This window comes from Bradyrhizobium daqingense, assembly GCF_021044685.1.
Taxonomy (GTDB): domain Bacteria; phylum Pseudomonadota; class Alphaproteobacteria; order Rhizobiales; family Xanthobacteraceae; genus Bradyrhizobium; species Bradyrhizobium daqingense.
Genome location: NZ_CP088014.1, coordinates 6773464 through 6790666 on the forward strand (window position 1 = coordinate 6773464; position 17203 = coordinate 6790666).

Annotated in this window: 22 protein-coding genes and 1 pseudogene; 13 read left to right on the forward strand and 10 right to left on the reverse strand. The window is 63.1% G+C overall.

What is annotated here, in order from left to right; genetic code table 11:
• Positions 1-5 precede the first annotated feature (5 nt).
• Positions 6-668: an SOS response-associated peptidase gene (locus tag LPJ38_RS32360; protein ID WP_145629149.1), complete on the forward strand. Its 663-nt coding sequence runs from the start codon at positions 6-8 to the stop codon at positions 666-668.
• Here the strand turns inward: LPJ38_RS32360 and LPJ38_RS32365 are convergent.
• Positions 665-1159, reverse strand: coding sequence for a DUF417 family protein (locus LPJ38_RS32365; protein WP_145629151.1), 495 nt, complete (start codon positions 1157-1159; stop codon positions 665-667). The genes LPJ38_RS32360 and LPJ38_RS32365 overlap by 4 nt on opposite strands.
• A gap of 173 nt (positions 1160-1332) precedes the next feature.
• On the opposite strand from LPJ38_RS32365, the gene LPJ38_RS32370 reads away from it, so the two are divergent.
• Positions 1333-1536 (forward strand): hypothetical protein, encoded by a 204-nt coding sequence (locus tag LPJ38_RS32370; RefSeq protein ID WP_145629153.1) that lies wholly within the window; start codon positions 1333-1335, stop codon positions 1534-1536.
• Here LPJ38_RS32370 and LPJ38_RS32375 read toward each other — a convergent pair.
• The gene (locus LPJ38_RS32375) at positions 1502-1705 is read right to left on the reverse strand and encodes a hypothetical protein (protein ID WP_145629155.1); all 204 of its coding nucleotides are present in this window, start codon (positions 1703-1705) and stop codon (positions 1502-1504) included. The two genes, LPJ38_RS32370 and LPJ38_RS32375, sit on opposite strands and share 35 nt — an antisense overlap.
• A gap of 345 nt (positions 1706-2050) precedes the next feature.
• Between LPJ38_RS32375 and LPJ38_RS32380 the strand changes: the two genes are divergently transcribed.
• Together LPJ38_RS32380 and LPJ38_RS32385 are read left to right on the forward strand one after the other, a co-directional pair.
• Entirely contained in the window at positions 2051-2251 is a 201-nt protein-coding gene (locus LPJ38_RS32380) for a hypothetical protein (protein WP_145629157.1), read from the forward strand.
• The gene (locus LPJ38_RS32385; protein ID WP_145629159.1) at positions 2248-2460 is read left to right on the forward strand and encodes a hypothetical protein; all 213 of its coding nucleotides are present in this window, start codon (positions 2248-2250) and stop codon (positions 2458-2460) included. Before LPJ38_RS32380 ends, LPJ38_RS32385 begins: the two co-directional genes overlap by 4 nt.
• Here LPJ38_RS32385 and LPJ38_RS32390 read toward each other — a convergent pair.
• From LPJ38_RS32390 to LPJ38_RS32400, 3 genes are all read right to left on the reverse strand, one after another.
• Positions 2454-2723 (reverse strand): DUF6894 family protein, encoded by a 270-nt coding sequence (locus LPJ38_RS32390; protein ID WP_145629160.1) that lies wholly within the window; start codon positions 2721-2723, stop codon positions 2454-2456. The two genes, LPJ38_RS32385 and LPJ38_RS32390, sit on opposite strands and share 7 nt — an antisense overlap.
• A 114-nt stretch (positions 2724-2837) precedes the next feature.
• Positions 2838-3086 carry a hypothetical protein gene (locus LPJ38_RS32395; RefSeq protein WP_145629162.1) on the reverse strand — a complete coding sequence of 83 codons (249 nt, stop codon included), beginning with the start codon at positions 3084-3086 and terminating at the stop codon, positions 2838-2840.
• 507 nt (positions 3087-3593) lie between these two features.
• Complete coding sequence (locus tag LPJ38_RS32400; protein WP_145629164.1) at positions 3594-3821, reverse strand: hypothetical protein; 228 nt, start codon at positions 3819-3821, stop codon at positions 3594-3596.
• A gap of 131 nt (positions 3822-3952) precedes the next feature.
• Here LPJ38_RS32400 and LPJ38_RS32405 point away from each other — a divergent pair, with 131 nt between their 5' ends.
• From LPJ38_RS32405 to LPJ38_RS32415, 3 genes are all read left to right on the forward strand, one after another.
• Positions 3953-4153 (forward strand): hypothetical protein, encoded by a 201-nt coding sequence (locus LPJ38_RS32405; RefSeq protein ID WP_145629166.1) that lies wholly within the window; start codon positions 3953-3955, stop codon positions 4151-4153.
• 121 nt (positions 4154-4274) lie between these two features.
• The gene (locus LPJ38_RS32410; RefSeq protein WP_145629168.1) at positions 4275-4595 is read left to right on the forward strand and encodes a hypothetical protein; all 321 of its coding nucleotides are present in this window, start codon (positions 4275-4277) and stop codon (positions 4593-4595) included.
• 12 nt (positions 4596-4607) lie between these two features.
• Positions 4608-5234, forward strand: a complete 627-nt coding sequence (locus LPJ38_RS32415; RefSeq protein ID WP_145629170.1) for a general stress protein — start codon at positions 4608-4610, stop codon at positions 5232-5234.
• 70 nt (positions 5235-5304) lie between these two features.
• On the opposite strand, the gene LPJ38_RS32420 is transcribed toward LPJ38_RS32415, so the two are convergent.
• Positions 5305-5553 (reverse strand): DUF6894 family protein, encoded by a 249-nt coding sequence (locus LPJ38_RS32420; RefSeq protein WP_145629172.1) that lies wholly within the window; start codon positions 5551-5553, stop codon positions 5305-5307.
• A 440-nt stretch (positions 5554-5993) separates the two neighbouring features.
• Here LPJ38_RS32420 and LPJ38_RS32425 point away from each other — a divergent pair, with 440 nt between their 5' ends.
• From LPJ38_RS32425 to LPJ38_RS32435, 3 genes are all read left to right on the forward strand, one after another.
• Entirely contained in the window at positions 5994-6179 is a 186-nt protein-coding gene (locus LPJ38_RS32425; RefSeq protein ID WP_008555701.1) for a hypothetical protein, read from the forward strand.
• 186 nt (positions 6180-6365) lie between these two features.
• Positions 6366-7652 carry an NRAMP family divalent metal transporter gene (locus LPJ38_RS32430; RefSeq protein WP_145629174.1) on the forward strand — a complete coding sequence of 429 codons (1287 nt, stop codon included), beginning with the start codon at positions 6366-6368 and terminating at the stop codon, positions 7650-7652.
• A gap of 343 nt (positions 7653-7995) precedes the next feature.
• The gene (locus tag LPJ38_RS32435; RefSeq protein WP_145629176.1) at positions 7996-9210 is read left to right on the forward strand and encodes a mandelate racemase/muconate lactonizing enzyme family protein; all 1215 of its coding nucleotides are present in this window, start codon (positions 7996-7998) and stop codon (positions 9208-9210) included.
• Positions 9211-9234: 24 nt separating this feature from the next.
• Here the strand turns inward: LPJ38_RS32435 and LPJ38_RS32440 are convergent, their stop codons facing one another.
• A complete protein-coding gene (locus LPJ38_RS32440; protein WP_145629178.1) occupies positions 9235-9513 on the reverse strand; it encodes a hypothetical protein in 279 nt (92 codons plus the stop codon).
• Between the two features lie 235 nt (positions 9514-9748).
• Here LPJ38_RS32440 and LPJ38_RS32445 point away from each other — a divergent pair, with 235 nt between their 5' ends.
• On the forward strand, positions 9749-10927 hold the full coding sequence (locus LPJ38_RS32445) for a calcium-binding protein (RefSeq protein WP_145629180.1): 1179 nt from the start codon (positions 9749-9751) through the stop codon (positions 10925-10927).
• 14 nt (positions 10928-10941) lie between these two features.
• Here LPJ38_RS32445 and LPJ38_RS32450 read toward each other — a convergent pair whose 3' ends face one another.
• On the reverse strand, positions 10942-14157 hold the full coding sequence (locus LPJ38_RS32450) for a LuxR C-terminal-related transcriptional regulator (protein WP_145629182.1): 3216 nt from the start codon (positions 14155-14157) through the stop codon (positions 10942-10944).
• A gap of 118 nt (positions 14158-14275) precedes the next feature.
• Here LPJ38_RS32450 and LPJ38_RS32455 point away from each other — a divergent pair, with 118 nt between their 5' ends.
• Entirely contained in the window at positions 14276-14611 is a 336-nt protein-coding gene (locus LPJ38_RS32455; protein ID WP_231088467.1) for a nuclear transport factor 2 family protein, read from the forward strand.
• Positions 14612-15242: 631 nt separating this feature from the next.
• On the opposite strand, the gene rocF is transcribed toward LPJ38_RS32455, so the two are convergent.
• Entirely contained in the window at positions 15243-16220 is a 978-nt protein-coding gene (gene rocF, locus LPJ38_RS32460) for an arginase (protein ID WP_145629184.1), read from the reverse strand.
• Positions 16221-16479: 259 nt separating this feature from the next.
• On the opposite strand from rocF, the gene LPJ38_RS32465 reads away from it, so the two are divergent.
• The gene (locus tag LPJ38_RS32465; protein WP_008555749.1) at positions 16480-16740 is read left to right on the forward strand and encodes a hypothetical protein; all 261 of its coding nucleotides are present in this window, start codon (positions 16480-16482) and stop codon (positions 16738-16740) included.
• A 9-nt stretch (positions 16741-16749) separates the two neighbouring features.
• Here LPJ38_RS32465 and LPJ38_RS32470 read toward each other — a convergent pair.
• A pseudogene (locus tag LPJ38_RS32470) lies at positions 16750-16932 on the reverse strand (EAL domain-containing protein); the annotation flags it as partial.
• Between the last annotated feature and the right edge of the window lie 271 nt (positions 16933-17203).

Genomic DNA, 17203 nt, shown 5'->3' on the forward strand with positions numbered 1-17203 from the left:
TTTTCATGTGCAATCTCTATTCGATCACGACCAATCAAGCGGCCATCGCCGAACTCTTCCGCATTGTCCGTCGCTACGAAGGCAACTTGCCGCCGATGCCCGGCGTGTTTCCAGATTACCCCGCGCCCGTCATTCGCGATTCAGGCAGCGGCGAGCGCGAACTGGTCATGATGCGCTGGGGCATGCCGCCGCCGCCCCGCACCGGCGGACCGCCCGTAACGAACATCCGCAATACCTCGTCCCCTCACTGGCGCGCCTGGCTCAAGCCCGAGCACCGCTGCCTTGTGCCTGCCAACAGCTTCGCGGAGTACGCGCCCGAGCCGAACCCGGAGACTAAGAAGAAGGATGTCGTTTGGTTTGCGCTCGCGGAGGCACGCCCCCTCTTCGCATTCGCCGGCATCTGGACCACCTTCAATGGCGATCGCGGGACGAAGTCGAAACCCGTTCCAGGGCCGCATCAGGTCTACGGATTTCTTACGACGGCGCCTAACGCGATCGTTGAACCGATACATCCGAAGGCGATGCCGGTACTCCTCACGACCGTGGAGGAGTGGGACGTGTGGCTGCGGGCACCTTGGGATGAAGCGAAGGCGCTGCAAAGGCCGCTTTCGGATGATTCCTTGATAATCGTCGCAAGAGGAACTGAGAAGGAAGATGTGATGGCCTAGAATGATTTTCCCCACGCCCTTCCCACCGCCTCCGGCAGCGACGCCAGCAGCAACACCACGCACACCGCCAGCAGCACGATGTCCTTGAACAGAAACTCGCCCGTGAGAGTCCACGCCATCGGGTCGGTCGAGAGGCTCCAGGTCACGACGCCCGGCGTGGTGAAGAAGAACGAGAAGGTCACGGCGAAGGTGACGACCCCCATGAAGGCGCCGAGCGCCGAGATCAGCGGATTGAAAGCGCCGGCGATCAAGAGCGCGGCGATGGCGAATTCGGTCACGCCGAGAAAGTAGGCCTCGCCGCGCAGGCCGAACACCTGAAGCCAGGAGATGAATGGGCTATTCGCGATGAACTGCGCGATGCCCTGCGCCGATTGCGGCGTGAATTTCTGCATGCCGAACGAGACGAAGATGATCACCATGATCCAGCGCAGGATGGCGAGCGGGCGATAGGAGCCGTAGCCGGCTTCGGCGACGTTGAACTGTGTTGTCATTGGACGTGGTCTTCCCCTGGGCTCCCCGCGTGCTTTCGCGGGTTGCCGGTGATACGCCGCGGGAGTCCGGCGCGTTACGGCCACTCTCGTCACGCTTGCGTCACGACTTCGTGGGCGGCAGCGGCCAGGAACAAGCGGCAAGACGCCGCGTTGCGAACGCCATGCATGGATCAATGGCCGATCCCCTGTTGGCGCGCGCGGATGCCGCCCTTGATGGAGCCGAACGGCTGCGCCTGGCGCTGGTGCGCGAGCGCGCCTTCGCCCGGGCGATCTGCGCCCACGCCAGCCAGCTCCGCACGTTACAAACCGGCCTGATCCCGACGGTCGCGATCGCGCTGACCGTCAGCGCTCCCGCTCCGGCGAGGGGCCAAGCGTAATGGGGAAAGGCTCGTGGGTCTTGCGGCCCAGAAACGTGTCAGGCAGCGGCTGCTTCAGGATCTCGCACGATTGCGCGATGAGGTCGCGCACATAGGCGGTCTGCCGCGCGATGGCGGCGATCTCATCATGAATGTTGCGCGTGCGCGTGTAGGTGTCATGGCCCGGCATGGCCGTGCTCCCTTCGCTTTGCAGGCGGGAGCACGCTCGGTCTCTCAGCCACCGACGCCTACGGGCAGAGCCTCGGCCGGTGATATCAGGGCAACGGCTCAAGGCTGCCATTGTTCGAACTGAATGTTCAAAAGTGAACTTTGAACCACGCGGCTCATGTTGAGTAAGTCGCTCAAGGCGCTGCAATTGTTCTCGAAAATAAGTGTTCGCGGACTATCAAAAGATACAGACTCTCAGCTTGCCGAAGCGTACAGTTAATCCATCACCGCAAGGCCCGTGGCATGAGACCGGTGATGAGAACGCCAGATTGCGCTCCCGCCCTCACGCGAACAAGGGAGATGCGCCATGCTGAAGCGGCGTCGTATTAAACACACCAAGACTCTCACTGAGCGTCTCGCAGACGAAGCCGCGCGCTGCCGCGAGGAAGCGCGCGCGCTGGCGCCGGGGCGCCGCCGCGAGATGCTGCTGCGCCGGGCGCGGCAGGACGAGACCGCCATGCAGATCGACGCCTGGCTGCATTCGCCCGGCCTGAGGGCGCCGACATGAGCCAGAGCCAGCAATATCGCGCCTATCTCGTCGGCGAGAATGGCGTCTTCCGTTCCGCCGAAGCGTTCGAGGCGGCGTCCGACGCCTCCGCCCTCACCTTCGCGCGGCAGTTCACGCGCCACGGCAAGGTCGAGGTCTGGCAGCTCGGCCGCAAGATCGCGGTGCTGGAGCCCGAGCAGCAGCATCAGGCCCGCTTCACCCGTCAATGATCGCGCCCGTGCGATCGCGTCTTGTAGTTCTCTATCGCAAAAGAAAACTGCACGTGCATCACGGGGCCGTCCTCGTCGCGCACGTCGATCGCAAAGCTCTGCCTGCCGTCGGCCGGTGAGGCCGAGATCACGGCATCGCGCGCCATGTCGGCGACGGACTTGGCGGCTTCGGCCTGAACGGCGCGCAGGCTCGCCAATTCCAGTCCTTCCTCGTCGAACGCTGTACCCTTGTCGTCCCGCAAGTCGAAAAAGTATCGGGGCATCTTCGCTGGTCCTTTGCCTATGTTAAGTTCGGCGCGGGCAAAGGTTTCTAGCGGATGAAAAAATTGTCGTGGGATCAACGGGTTCCGGGAACAGCGCCCCCGCGCCTGCGAGGCTCACTGCTCCGCCAGCTTGCGCGCGATGTAGGCGTCGATCGTCTCCGCGAAGGAGCGCTGCACGCCGACGGCGGCCACGTGCTGGTCGCGCGCGTCGAGCTGGAGCACGCACAGCCCGCGTCCCCGCGCGGCGGCGGGCGTCACGGAAAGATATTGCTCGATGGCATTCTCGGCGAGCGGAATTCCTTGCGGATCCCCCCTCGCGATCAGGAGCCTCAGCAGGCTCAAACAATCGGCCAGACCCGGCATGGCATCCTGCCTCATCCGCGCGGGGATTTCGGCTTCGGCCTCCGCACCGGCTGGGTGTGGGTGCCGAACAGGGCCAGCAGCAACGCGACTTCTTCCTTCGAACCGATCTGGATCATGATGTTTCTCCTTTTCGCTTCGTTGGTCGAGCCCCGTGGCCGGGGAGTTCGAGACAATCGGGTTTCAGCAGTGTTTCAGCCGTGTTTCGTCAGCAGGCTCTGCATCGTGAGCCGGCCGCTTGCGTGCACAATTGGACCCTGATCCCGGGAAGGCCCGGCGATCAGGATTTCGTTTTTTTCCTTAGGCCCGGGTGCCGCTAGGCTCCGGCGCGACGGGGGAGGGAGCGGTGCGGCGGGATGCGGCGACGGCATCGACGTGCTGAGCCGCTCCCGAGCACGACTGCGGCAGATCGCCGAGCTCATCCATCGAGCTGACCGCTCAACGCGCAAAGCAAAGCCCGCGACGGATCGCTCCGCGCGGGCCATTGATCGCTCGTGCGATCAGCTCGGCTTAGTTCGACGAGCAGACCTTGACGGTCTTCATGCCGGCTTCGGCTTCCGTGCGCGTCTTGTACACGGTGTCACCGCTGACGACGGTGGTTTCCGTGGTGGTCGGCTTGGCTTCGGTGATGGTGCACTTCTTGGTCTTGACGTCCTGCACCACGTAGAACGATTGCGCGAATGCGGGGGCCGCAAACGACGTCAGCACGGCGGCGGCAATGATCGTCTTGATATTCATTTTGTCTTCCTCCTCCAGCAGCCCGGTCGTCCGGGCGTGTCACCTACAAACAACAAAAATTGCCACTTGTTCCCGATCGATCCCGAACCAACGCGTGGGGCCCGGCGTTGGTGCGCAAACAGGAGGTATCGATGCTGGATCTGCGGTTAGTCACGACGTCTACGGCCATGCTGATTGCGATGATGGCGGTCGCGCTGGCCGAGCCGGTCAAGGACAAGGCGCCCGTCGCAGGGCAAAGCGCCACGGAAGCCCGCCCCATCCGCGTCGTCCTTCCCGCGCCCTGGGAGCCCGCAACGCGCAGCCAGGGCGAGACGACGCAAGCCTCGAAGTGACACGGGCGCCGCTGCGCCTTGTGGCGGTCCGAAACGCCGCACCGAACAATCGGGAAACCTTAGCAACCAATTCGACTCTCACTTGTTGTCGCCGGCACAATCACTTGCAGGAGACAACAAGATGAAACGTTCAACTCTGCTGGCCGCAACCTTGCTGCTGCTGGCTTCGGTGCCCGCAGGCGCCCAGTCGCAGCCGGCGCAAAGCGGACCGCAAAACAACGCGGTCAACAGCTCCGACCAGAACAACTCCAACAAGCCCGTTGCTGGCCGCAACAGCTTCACTGAGGGACAGGCGAAGTCGCGGATCGAGGAGGCCGGCTATTCCAACGTGTCCGGCCTGCAGAAGGACAACGAAGGCGTCTGGCGCGGCAAGGCCGACAAGGCCGGCACCAAGGCCGACGTCAGCGTTGACTTCCAAGGCAACGTCAATCCCGCGAAGTAAGGAGATTCCAGCATGACAGCCACTATTTCCCGGCTCTACGATAATTATTCCGATGCCCAGCAGGCCGTCACCCGGCTCGAAGCCGCCGGCGTGCCGCACTCCGACATCAGCATCGTCGCCAACAATTCCGACAATTGGTACGGCTCCTCGTCTGGCAAGGTCGACCGTGATCGCGACGGCACCGACGACCGCGCAGAAGGCGCCGGCGCAGGTGCCGGCATCGGCGCAGGCCTCGGCGGTGCGGCAGGCCTTCTCGCCGGCCTCGGCATGCTCGCCATCCCCGGTCTCGGGCCGGTGGTGGCCGCAGGATGGCTCGCTGCCACCGCCGTCGGCGCGGCCGCTGGAGCTGCGACCGGCGGCATCGTCGGCGCGCTGACCCAGGCGGGCGTCCCCAAGGAAGAGGCTTCGCGCTATGCGGAAGGCGTTCGCCGCGGCGGCACGCTCGTCTCCGCGCGGGTGCCGGACACGGATCGCGCCCGCCTCGACGCGCTGCTCCACGAGAGGTCCGTCAACCTCCAGGAGCGCAGCGCTGTCTGGCAGAAGTCCGGTTGGAACGACTTCGACGCCGCAAGCCCGCCGCTGTCACCAGAGGACATCGGCCGCGAGCGCGAGCTCTACGGAGCGGGCACGCGGCGCTAGGCCCGTCAGACCGACAAGACAAAGGCCCCGCGATGCGGGGCCTTTTTGCATTGAACATCTGCCCAGGAGTTTACGCCCGCAGCCTTTCGACCTCGAACGAGAACTTCACCTGCATCAACGGACCGCAGACGTCGCGAACCTCGATCGCCATGTTGTGCTGACCGGTGGCGGGCGGAAAGCTATGCACCGCATCGCGGGCCATGTCGGCGAGCGACTTGGCGGCTCCGGCCTGCACGGCGCGCAGGCTCGACAGCTCCAGGCCTTCTTCATCGACGGCGAGAATGTCGCCTTCCAGTAAGTCGAAGAAATAACGCGGCATGACCGGCTCCATCGTTCGCGGATGCAAGAGCACGGCGGCATCCATTTCCAAGGCGAGCGCATCAGATCACAAGCCGGGCCTCAGAACACTTCGGGTCGACTACGGTCCGTAGTTGTCCGGGAAAGTTCAGGCCACCGCCCGGCGGTTCATCGCCTGCTCAAGCTGATCCCGATGACCTGTTCACGGCGCGCCTGCGGTGCGCTGGGCAATCCGTCAGACCTGCGAAGCCTGACCGGAATCCTGCCAGCTCTGCTGGCGGAGGGTGCATCCGTAGGGATGCCGATCCCGTCAACCTTCATTTGATGGACGACCGGTCCACCGGTTCCCACGGCGATCATTTGACTTAAATCCAACAGGCCGGATTCGGCAGGATGCAAGTTCTTCGCGTCATGCTGGCACAGGCGCTTTCGTCGGAGGCGGGAGCAAGCTGGAGATCGTCGATGTACTACATCGCCGCCGCATTGCTGGGACTGTCGGGACTGTTCTACTCGGCCGGCCGCCATGAGCTCGGGCAGTTCGGCGCAGACGTCTGCAAATATGGCAGCACGTTCTGCGACAATCCGGTGCTCGTCTTCACCGGCGCGGCGCTGGCCGCCGCCTGGGGCATGTTCGTCAGCGTGAAATAGGCGGGGACGGCGGGCGGGGCCCGTTAGCCACCGCTGGCGGTGATGCACTCATATACCGTTCTGCCCGACGGTTAATCAAAATTTCGTATATTCAGAATCTGACCAGATCGAGACCCGGGAACTTTCGTTTCGTTGCTGGCATTTGCTAAGGGATATGCCGTTCTTTCCCGGACCGAGACCGCCTCGATGAGCAAAAGCGCCCTCACGCCGACGAAATCCGCGCCGACGCTTTTGCAAAGACTAGGTCCGGGCCTGATCACCGGCGCGGCCGACGACGATCCCTCGGGCATCGCCACCTATTCGCAGGCCGGCGCGCAATTCGGCTTCGGGCTGCTGTGGACGGTGTTTCTGACCACGCCGTTCATGATCGCGATCCAGCTCGTGAGTGCGCAGATCGGCCGGGTCACCGGCAAGGGTCTCGCCGCCAACGTCATGCAGCTCGCGCCGCGCTGGGCCGTGCTCGCGCTGGTGTCCATGCTCGTCGTCGCCAACACCTTCAACATCGCGGCCGACATCGCCGCGATGGCGGAGGCGCTCTCGCTCGTGATCGGCGGGCTCCATCACGAACACGCGCTGATCTTCGCGGCCGGCTCCACCCTGCTCCAGATCTTCCTGCCCTATCGCCGCTATTCGCCGGTGCTGAAATTCCTCACCCTGGCGCTGTTCGCCTATGTCGCAACCGCCTTCACCGTGCAGATCCCGTGGAGCAAGGCGCTGCTCGCCGCGGTATGGCCCACGCCGAATGTCAGCGCCGACTATTTCCTGATGGTCGTCGCCGTGCTCGGCACCACCATCAGCCCCTACCTGTTCTTCTGGCAGGCCTCGCAGGAAGTCGAGGAGATGAACCAGGGCAAGCGCGACAAGCCGCTGCGCGATCTGCCGAGCGGCGGCCACCACGAGCTCGACCGCATCAAGGTCGACACCATCTTCGGCATGCTGCTGTCCAACGGCATCGCCTTCTTCATCATCCTGACCACCGCCTCGGTGCTGAATGCCAACGGCGTCACCAAGATCAATTCGGCGACGGAAGCCGCCGAAGCGCTACGGCCGCTTGCCGGCGATTTCACCTTCGCGCTGTTCGCGCTCGGCATCATCGGCACGGGACTCTTGGCGATCCCGGTCCTGGCGGGCTCGGCGGCTTACGGCGTCGCCGAGATATTCGGCTGGCGCGCCACGCTGGAGGCCAAGCCCGAAAAGGCGGCCGGCTTCTATACGATCATCGCGGCCGCGACCATCATCGGCTTCGGCCTCGGCTTCACCGGGATCGATTCGATTCACATGCTGGTGTGGAGCGCCGTGCTTAACGGCATCGTCGCCGTCCCGATCATGGCGATGATGATGGTGATCGTCTCGAGCAGCGCGATCATGGGACGCTTCAGGGCCCGCTCATGGCTGGTCGCGCTGGGCTGGCTCGGCACCGCGTTGATGGCGTTGGCCGTCCTCGCCTTGCTCGGCTCGTCCGTGATCGGCTGACCCTTACGATTTACGCGCGCCGCGCTACTGCACCCCTCGCGCGACGTGCTGATCGGCGGTCAGAACCTGATCGGAAATGGCGGCTCCGCCCATCGTGAGCAGCGCCAGAATCGAGATCATCGCCAGAAATTTCATGGCGGGAGCGTCGGTCCCGATTGTGGCCAAAAAACGTGGGACTGAGCCTGCCGTCCCCACCGGAAACTACGGGGTTTGCGGCAAAACGGGCGGCTTTTGGCGACACCTCGCCGGGCTTCACGACGGCGAAGCCTTAGCTTAACAATGCGGACTGGAGCCGAGCTCGCGAGCGGACCAACAAGAACAACAAGCGGGGCCAGGGAGCGCCATGACCACATCCTCGAAAGCAACAAGTCTCGAAATCCTCGCCTGCGACGCTGGCTGGCGAAACTACCACTTCGTCAAGCTGACGACGGAAGACGGCATCGTCGGCTGGAGCGAGTTCGATGAGGGCTTTGGCTCGCCCGGCGTCGGCGCTGCGATCCAGCGCCTGTCCGCCCGCGTCATCGGCCAGAACGTCTTCCAGCACGAACGCATCCATGCCGAATTGTTCGCGGCGACGCGACCCGCCGCCGGCGGCGTGGTGGCGCAGGCCCTCGGCGCCATCGAGAATGCGCTGCTCGATGCCAAGGCGAAGTGTCTCGGCGTGCCCTGCTATGAGCTGCTCGGCGGCAAGATCCGCGACCGCGTCAGGGTCTACTGGTCGCATTGCGCGACATGGCGAATCAATCACCCCGCCTGGTACAAGCCGCCGATCGAGAGCCTCGATGGCGTCAAGGCGATGGGCCGCGAGGTCCGCGAGAAGAAATTCACCGCACTCAAGACCAACATCTTCTCCTACGATGGCGGCAAACCGAACGGCTGGCGGCCGGGCTTCGGCTCACCCTTCGCACCCGAGATCAACGTCGATCGCAAGATCCTGCGCGACCTGCGCATGCATCTGGAAGCGATCCGTGACGGCGCCGGCCCTGACGTCGATATCCTGCTCGACTGCAACTTCAACGCCAAGACCGAAGGCTATCTGAAGATCCTGCGCACCATCGCCGACCTCGACATGTTCTGGATCGAGATCGACAGCTTCAATCCGGAAGCGCTCGGCTACATCCGCCGGCAGAGCCCGCACCCGATCTCCTCCTGCGAAACGCTGCTCGGCTTGCGCGAATTCCTGCCCTACTTCCATGAGCAGGCGATGGACGTCGCGATCATCGATACGCCCTGGAATGGCGTCTGGCAGTCCATGAAGATCGCCGCTGCCGCCGAGGCCTTCGAGGTCAACGTCGCGCCGCATAATTTCTACGGCCATCTCTGCTCGATGATGAACGCGCATTTCTGCGCCGCGGTGCCGAACTTGCGCATCATGGAGATCGATATCGACCGCCTCGCCTGGGACCACGAGCTCTTCACGCACGAGCCGGAGATTCAGAACGGTCATCTGGTCGTGCCTGACCGCCCAGGCTGGGGCACCGAACCGAACGAGGAGGCCTTGCGCGCACATCCACCGAAGACCAGCGGCGGATTGCTCAATTACGGGCGCAAAGGCTGACGAGAGTTCACTGGCGAGCGAGAGCTAAGGCGTCACGGGATTGATGAGCGGCGACGTCTTCGGCCGCGCTGGCTCGAACGGCGACTTCGGCTCGGTCGGGAGCACCGCGGCACCTGCAGCGCGCGCCGCCTCTCCAGTGGTGGCGTACATCGCGAGATGAGCCGGCTGGGTCTTGGCTCGGCTCCACGGCCCGTGGTCGACGATCAGCATCGCCGCAATCGTCACCGCCGCAATGATCAACGCGATCACGCCGGGGTGGCGCAGCGCACTGGACATGGAATTCGCGAAACGACCACTGGTCATCAAAGCATCCGCTATTTTCCTATCACAGGTTAATGCAGATCACGGCTCTCGGTTCCCGCTCGACCGGGGGTTCCGGCCGGCAAGGCCAGGGCCGAGCGGGCCGCCGCCGGTCGCAATCAAGTCCAGTTATCGGCAAACCTCCGTCATCAACCCGAGATAGCTTCGTCCTCAAAGCGCGGGGTGCCGTGCTTCGCAAGCGATATCCCTGTGCTTCCGCTCATGAATGGAATTTGCCATGCGCCGTTTGCCCAACGATACGATCGTCCTGTCCATCCCGGAAATGAGCTTCGAAACCCTGTTCGGCGATCCCGATTTTCCGGCCAATGCCCATGGCGGCAACGACACCATTACGGTCAACGTCGACAGCATGACCTCTTTCAATCTCGTTGGCGATACAGCGGCCCTGCTGGATCGGTCCCAGGGCGGCAACGATACACTCAGGGTCAACCTCGTGGGCTCCCTGAGCACCGTCATCGTCGACGGCGATGCCCAATCCATGTCCGGCCATGCCAGGGGCGGCAACGACACGGTGATCGGCGACAGCGAAAATTCGGTGCGCAACGGCTTCACACTCTATGGCGACGCCGAGGGTGCCATGTCTGACCACGTGCAGGGGGGCAATGACACCGTCATCGGCGTGTTCGGCGGCCGGTCATTGAACACACTGGTGGGCGATGGTGGAGCCATGTTCGGGGATACCCGTGGCGGCAATGATACGCTGCTCGCTCTCCAGACAGGCCAGACCGGCTCGGCAGTTCTGTACGGCGATGCCGGCGGCCTGACCGATCACGCGCGCGGCGGCAACGACTACCTCATCTTCACGATCGGGAACGAAGCACAGACTGGCGGTGGGAATCTGTACGGCGATGCGCATGAGCTTTCAGGAGATGCACGTGGTGGAAACGATACCCTGACCGTCGTCGATCTCCACGGCAACCTTCACTTCTACTCCTTCCTGATGGTCGGCGATGCCTTTTCCATGTCCGGCAATGCGCATGGCGGCAACGACGTCCTCACGGGCGGAACGTACGCCGACATTCTGGTTGGTGACGCCCGGCACTACTATCCAGCCGCGCCGGGTTCGATCACAGGCGGCAGGGACATCCTGAACGGCAAGGGCGGCAATGACGAGATGTGGGGCGGACCAAACAGCGACGTCTTCGTTTTCGACAAGAGCTCGGGCCAGGATCTCATCCAGGATTTCGGTCAAGGCAACAGCACCGTCGGCAGCACGGTGACCGAACACGATCTGATCGACGTCCAGGACTACGGCTTTGCGGACTGGACTGCGCTGAAGAGCCTGATCAGCGACGACGGCGCGGGCAATGCCGTGATTCAGCTGACGGCCAGCGATACGATCACGCTGCAGGGCGTCCAAACGGCAGACCTGTATGCAACGGACTTCATCGTCTAAATGCGTCGGGTCACCTAGACAAGCCAATGATGCGACAGATGGTGCTCACCGACTGTCGGGTGGTCAAAGGCGCTTTGCTCTGCGTGTGAAGGGCCGATCAAGTCTGCTGCCTGGTCCAGCGCCAGTCCATGATGTCCGGCATCGTGCCGACCATGTTCGAGTATATCGGGTCCGTGGCCAACCCCAGCATCATCAGAATGTTTGGGTTCTGCCGGATCATTCCTGAAATGAAAGGAATCCCGGGGCTCGGACGCAGCTGCCTTTTGTGCGGGACCGGTGTCAGCGGCGGCTCGGTCGGTGCGGTCAGCCTTTTGGCTCGCCCCCACGTGCTCCTTCCCAGAGACGCTTGAATGTGCCTCGTGCAAGTCACGCTGCGATTGCTCTGAATCGGCGTGGCCCCCGAATCCATTTCCCTTCTCCTGCTGCTCGGCAGTTGCGGAAAGGTCCTTGGAGGCGCGTAAATCGCGATGCAGTTCTCCGGGATTGGATTCGTGTTCAGTTGAATCGTGCTCGGCCTGCTGCTTATCGGCAGCTGCGCTGTTTTCCGAAACATGCAAATCACGCTGCGATTGTCCGTGATCGGACCCGTCGGCTGCGGATGCTTGTTTTGTGCCGTGGTCGGCGACGCCGGGCTCTGCGGCTGTTGGCGGAGTGTCCGCGCCCTTGGAATGATGCTCACTGTCATGGGTGGGGCCGTGACCCGGTTTAGCCTTCGTTTCGGCCACCTCGGCCGCCGCTGCCTGCGCGGACCCAGCCTTCTCAGGGTGCTGCCCGGGACCGTGCTCCGTGTTGCCGGTCTTTGCGTCGCTCTCGCCTGCTTCCGCTCCCTTATCGGAAGCTGAATGACCCGAATTGCCGTGATCGGCACCCTCGGCCTTTGCCGTCTTCGCTGCCCCCGGGGGACTGTCGGATTGGTGCTCATTGCCATTCCCGGCGCCGTTACCAAGCTTAGACTCCGTCTTCTCTGCCGCAGCGCCCTTTGACTGTCCCTGGTCCGACGCGTGCTCCGAGTTACCGCGGCCGGTGCTGTCGGCCGTCTCGAGGCCGGATGGGACAATCTCGTTGTGCGCGGTCGAAGGAGCACCGGCGTTCGGATTCGTCGGTCCATTCTTCGAGGTGGGAGTTTCGACGGCCGGAGGCGTTGATGATCCGTAGGCTGTCACGCTGGACGCACCGGCACTCTCCTCCGCCGTGCCCGCCGAGTCGGGCCTGGCGGCGCTGGAATTTGCCGATGTGCCGGAGCCAGTTCGAACGTGTGCGACGTGGAAGTTCCAGCCGTCAGCGGCCGAAACGTTCCAAACGGCCGCCGCCTCAGGCAAGCTCTCGCTCGCATGATTGTCGTCGAGACTCAGCCCAGTCTCATCGGTTGAGGTCGCCGTTATCAGCGCTTGTTCGAGCTGCTCCAAGGTGACCGCGACAGCAACGCCTTCTGCGGGGTGAGTGCCGCCGGACTCTGCGACAGATACAATGCCCTGCAGATGGAATTCCAACAGGCCGTGATCTCCGACATCAAGGGCACGATCGGTCGGGTTGACATAGACGATCGTTTGATTGGTTGCGGGATCGTAGATCCAGGCAAGGGTGTGTGGCGGGATGGATTTGGCTGCCGCCGTCAGATGCAGCCAAGCAAGCGCTCCGAAAGCTGCAAGGTTGAGCCTGTCCGGCCCGCATGCGCCATCCGGGGCGGAATCGGAAGAGCCGGACTTGGAATCGATCGGAGCGCGATGGACAACGTCTTCAACGTTGCCCCCCATCGGCTGATCGCGGCCAGATCCGTCAGGGCCAGAATCGTGACCAGCGTCCGGTAGGCCGATAGATTTTTGGAGCGTATGACCCGCAGCGTCCGGGCCCGCTTGAACCTGGACGCCTTCTTGCGTGCCGTTGTTTGCAGTGACCACAAAGGAAGAATGGGGATTGAAATCGCGCGCAAGGAATTCCGGGGCCGACTTCGCTGCGTGGTTGGTGTCGACGTGCGTGCTCGCGGCTTGTGTGGTGGTCGCATTGTGTCCGATGCTGGCCAGAAGGTCGTCGATCGCTGCCTGACCCGACTCATGCGCCTGCGCGAGCTGCGGATCGTTCAAGGCGTAGATCAAGGCACCGGCGATAGAGGCGAAGGTGCCATAGCCTCCATGAATCGACATCGAATTGGAAGCAGGCTGCGGGATTTGATGTTCCGAGGCTGCGCCGCCTCCAATCCCTGTGGCGGTAATTGCCGCCAGGAGATGCGCAGGAAGATTGTTCGTGCCCGATCCGACCGCACCCCCCTCTTTCCAAAATTTCGAGCCCAGCAGTTGCTCAGCCGCGCGGAGGGCTTCCATTGCCGCCGCAGGGTCCGTCGCCTGGACTGCCTTGGCAAGCAAGTCCTTCTCTGTAGACGCAGGCGTCCCGCCCGATTTCGAGACGATGAGATGCTGGAGAATGGCCTTCTTCCAGACCTCAAATCCGGCGTGCTCGTCCCTCTGACCGAGGCCATCGTCATGCGCAAGCATGTCGTGTGCGTCCGCGGCCTTGAGTTCGTCGGCAATTGCAAACGCCAGAAAGGCCACAGCGAGCGCGCCGAAGCCCGAAGTGCGTTGCAACAACGAGATGGTCGCAAGCACAGTTCTGTTGGTGATCTCGAGCTTCTGAAAGATGTTGTACAGGTGGACTTTGACGGTTCCGTGGGAAAGGTCGAGCTTTCGCGCGATCTCCTTGTTCGACATCCCCTCCGAGACCAACCGGACAATCTGACGTTCCCGGGGCGTCAATAGCTCCAGCATCTTTTCGATCTTGCCGTCGCGGTCAGCCTCCTTGCCGGTCGGCGAGAGATCGGATTGCTCCAGGGACACACCGCTTTTCGCCATCAGCCGCAGCGATCGCAGCATGGCGCCGGGGGCAACATACTTCGAAATCGCGCTGCAGGCCCCGGTGGCGATCGCTGCGGTCAGAGCGTGGTTGGTGTCGGATTCCGTAAAGAACACCAGGCGCGTGGAAAGCTTCTCGGCTTTCGCAATCGCGAGGATGTCGGAGGCCGTCAGGTCCGGCAGGGTATCGGCTATAAGCGCGACGTCGGGCGACAAGTCCCGAATGGCATGGAGACAGCTTGTCCCATCGCTGGTCGACGCGACGACATCGAAGTCCTGCAGTGTCCCGAGGATCGACCTCAGTCCCTGCAGGACGACCGGTTGCCGATCAGAGAGCACAAGCCGGATGGGTTTGAGGATCCCCTGCTTGGCGGATGCGTCCAACATCGACTTTGCCTCGGCCCGGTTTCTAAGTCCTTCGGCATATGGCCGTGGCCGGGTGGGATAATAAAATAAAATCGGTCGATTTGGTTCCTCTGGCTTGGATCAGTTTGGACGGTAGCAAGTGACAAATATCCCCTATGACCCGATGGCCGTTGCGGTCGACTGGCTTGATGCCTATCGCGCCGGCGATATCGAAGCCATCCTGGACCTTCATGCCGACGATGCCGTGGTGCACTGCGGTTGCTGCGGCGTCCAATCCATCACCGGCCGCGCGGCGCTTCGCGCCTATTGGACCGATCGCCTCCGAAAATATCCGGCAGGCACCTTGGACGATCTCAATCCTTCGGACCGCGGAGCCGTGATCTCGTATTCCACCAGCACGGGCGTCATGAGTGCGCTTATGGCGTTTGACGCCGCCGGGAGGATCAAGGTGCTGGACTGCAGCCCCTTGCGCTAGGGCACGATCCCGAAGAGCGGTTTTCCGACAAGATCATGCTCAAACAACAACCGAAGGCGCGATGACGATGCATTCGGATCTCATCGCCCCCGAGGCCTGTCGGCTCGATCCGGTGCAGGTAGGCGATCCCGAAGCAGGCGAGTTCTTCGGCATCGCTTTCGCGCTCTTCCCGTCTCCTAACCCGCCCAGCAAGCCGGCTCGCCTCATGCTTTCCCGTCTAAACTCGCTTTTAGAATGTCCAGCCCAACCCGACTCAGGCGCATGCGGATGGTTGCGGGCACGGCGATCATAACGGCTGTCTGTGGTTCGTCCTCTATCAGTTCGTTCGCGAGCAGTTTCCAGAGCATGCGAGGCGAGACGCCATTGCGCTCGCACTTCCATGCGCTCCCGTTCGGCCCATAAACGCGAAATACCTTCTGATCATTCGTCGCGATCATCGCGCGACGAACCGCAGGCGTGACGTTGAACCTCTTGGGCTCCGAGTGCCTCATCGGCACAAAGAAAGGAGATGCCGGTCGGCTTGCGTTGATTTAAGTCAAAACGACCGTTTCGGGTCAAAAGGCGGCCCTGGGTAGCCGGCATAACCTTGCGAAGCCGCTCTCACCAATGGGCTCGCCAGCCGCCTGCCGCTTCACTCGCCCGGTGCAATCGCGTTGCTCGGCGTCGGCCGGTCGGTGATCTGCTGACCGAACAGGCTCCCGATCAGTTCGACCGCCGTGCGCGCGGTGCGGCCGCGCTCGTCCAGGAACGGGTTGAGCTCGACGATGTCGACCGATCCGACCACGGCGGAATCGTGCAGCAGCTCCATGATCAGATGAGCCTCCCGATAGGTCGCGCCACCCGGCACCGTGGTGCCCACGCCCGGCGCCACGGACGGATCGAGAAAATCGACGTCGAAGCTGACATGCAACACGCCGTTGCTTGCCTTCACCCGCTCGATGACGCGCCGGATCAGGACGGCGACGCCGAACTCGTCGATCTGGCGCATGTCGACGACCCTGATCCGACGCGCCCGCATCAGCTCCTTTTCGAGCTTGTCGATTGAACGCGCACCGAACAGATCGAGCCTGTCAGGCGTGATCGAGGCACGCGGATCATCGCCGAGCAAACGATCGAGGCCGGGCTCACCACACAGGAACGCCGCCGACATGCCATGCATGTTGGCCGTGATCGTCGTCTCCGGCGTGTTGTAGTCGGCATGGGCGTCGAGCCAGAGCACGAACAATTCGCGGCCGCGCTCCTGCCAGTGGCGCGCCATCGCATTGACCGAGCCCATCGACAGCGTGTGATCGCCGCCGAGGAAGATCGGCAGCGCGCCGGTTTTCGCGATCTCATAGCCTCTGCGGCTCAATAGGCGCGTCCAGCGCTGGATTTCGCGGTAATGATTGGCCTGCGCGGGCGGCTTGTCGGTGAAGTCCCGCATCTCGGCCACTGAAAGGTCGCCGTAGTCGGCGACCTCGAAATCGAGGCTCTCGAGCAGTGTCGCAAGACCCGCGGTGCGTAGCGCCGCCGGTCCCATCAAGGTACCGCGCTGCGAAGCACCCATGTCGATGGGCGCCCCGACCAAGGCGATGCGCCGGGTTCGATCCGTTACGGTCCGATCGGTCACGGCTGTCTCCTGACATCAGCAAGGCCACCACCAGCCTAACAGAGATTCGCACCCGTCGTTTCCCGGGGAAATACGCCGTCGCAGTATCATTCCGGAACAAAATCCCGCGCGCTGAATTGCCCATCCAAGGCCGGCACCCGCCGTAAGACCACGGCGCCTGTCGCGGATAGCCAAAGGTCGTCAGACCCGCTGTTCAAAACGAGCGCTCGCGCGGATAGCCAAAGGTGTCGGCCTCCATCCTCATGCTTGGAGGTCGCGCTTGAGCACCGAGATACCGCAGTCCAATCACCAACCCGGCGTGGCCGAGCGCGCCATCGACGCAGCGACGGACGTATCGCGGACGGTCGGGGAAGTTGCTGGAGGCCTGCATGCAGCGGTCGATCGGCTGACCTCAGCGATCGAGGAAGCGCGAAAGCCGGGCCGGCCGCTCGCAACGGTCGCAGCGATCACGCGCGAAGCGCCCCTCGCCAGCCTGTTCGTCGCTTTTCTGTTCGGGGTCGCAGTCGCGCGCCGCCGTTGAGCCGGCTGCTCAGGCCGCGCTGACGGCTTCGAGCTCGACCGTCAGGAACTGCTTTACGAATGCCTGTGCCGGCATCGGGCGGCCGAAGAAATATCCCTGCCCTTCCTCACATCCCATGCTCACCAGGAAGTCGGCCGTGGCGCGATCCTCGATGCCTTCAGCCACCACCGTGAGGCCGAGCTGCTTGCTGAGCGAAGCCGCCTCGAATGCACACGCCATCCGCTCGCGAATTGAACCCCGGCGACTATTAGCCGAACGCCCGTTTGCGGCAGATCAAGGCCGCTCCGGGCCAGTCGCGATAGGAAGGGCCTCGCCAGCTCGGAGAGGCACGTGTCGCACTATTCCGAAAGTCTTGATACGAAGTGCCCACGGTTGCCCGCGGCAAGGACGCCGGCTTTCGTACGACACCTCTATCGTTCGATACGCAGACTGCTGCGGTCGATCATCGCCCGCATCGATCTCT

Bases quoted from the DNA above. Each gene is read 5' to 3' on its own strand.
- LPJ38_RS32360 (WP_145629149.1), top strand. From the start codon at position 6: ATGTGCAATCTCTATTCGATCACGACCAATCAAGCGGCCATCGCCGAA.
- LPJ38_RS32365 (WP_145629151.1), bottom strand. From the start codon at position 1,159: ATGACAACACAGTTCAACGTCGCCGAAGCCGGCTACGGCTCCTATCGC.
- LPJ38_RS32370 (WP_145629153.1), top strand. From the start codon at position 1,333: ATGGCCGATCCCCTGTTGGCGCGCGCGGATGCCGCCCTTGATGGAGCC.
- LPJ38_RS32375 (WP_145629155.1), bottom strand. From the start codon at position 1,705: ATGCCGGGCCATGACACCTACACGCGCACGCGCAACATTCATGATGAG.
- LPJ38_RS32380 (WP_145629157.1), top strand. From the start codon at position 2,051: ATGCTGAAGCGGCGTCGTATTAAACACACCAAGACTCTCACTGAGCGT.
- LPJ38_RS32385 (WP_145629159.1), top strand. From the start codon at position 2,248: ATGAGCCAGAGCCAGCAATATCGCGCCTATCTCGTCGGCGAGAATGGC.
- LPJ38_RS32390 (WP_145629160.1), bottom strand. From the start codon at position 2,723: ATGCCCCGATACTTTTTCGACTTGCGGGACGACAAGGGTACAGCGTTC.
- LPJ38_RS32395 (WP_145629162.1), bottom strand. From the start codon at position 3,086: ATGCCGGGTCTGGCCGATTGTTTGAGCCTGCTGAGGCTCCTGATCGCG.
- LPJ38_RS32400 (WP_145629164.1), bottom strand. From the start codon at position 3,821: ATGAATATCAAGACGATCATTGCCGCCGCCGTGCTGACGTCGTTTGCG.
- LPJ38_RS32405 (WP_145629166.1), top strand. From the start codon at position 3,953: ATGCTGGATCTGCGGTTAGTCACGACGTCTACGGCCATGCTGATTGCG.
- LPJ38_RS32410 (WP_145629168.1), top strand. From the start codon at position 4,275: ATGAAACGTTCAACTCTGCTGGCCGCAACCTTGCTGCTGCTGGCTTCG.
- LPJ38_RS32415 (WP_145629170.1), top strand. From the start codon at position 4,608: ATGACAGCCACTATTTCCCGGCTCTACGATAATTATTCCGATGCCCAG.
- LPJ38_RS32420 (WP_145629172.1), bottom strand. From the start codon at position 5,553: ATGCCGCGTTATTTCTTCGACTTACTGGAAGGCGACATTCTCGCCGTC.
- LPJ38_RS32425 (WP_008555701.1), top strand. From the start codon at position 5,994: ATGTACTACATCGCCGCCGCATTGCTGGGACTGTCGGGACTGTTCTAC.
- LPJ38_RS32430 (WP_145629174.1), top strand. From the start codon at position 6,366: ATGAGCAAAAGCGCCCTCACGCCGACGAAATCCGCGCCGACGCTTTTG.
- LPJ38_RS32435 (WP_145629176.1), top strand. From the start codon at position 7,996: ATGACCACATCCTCGAAAGCAACAAGTCTCGAAATCCTCGCCTGCGAC.
- LPJ38_RS32440 (WP_145629178.1), bottom strand. From the start codon at position 9,513: ATGACCAGTGGTCGTTTCGCGAATTCCATGTCCAGTGCGCTGCGCCAC.
- LPJ38_RS32445 (WP_145629180.1), top strand. From the start codon at position 9,749: ATGCGCCGTTTGCCCAACGATACGATCGTCCTGTCCATCCCGGAAATG.
- LPJ38_RS32450 (WP_145629182.1), bottom strand. From the start codon at position 14,157: ATGTTGGACGCATCCGCCAAGCAGGGGATCCTCAAACCCATCCGGCTT.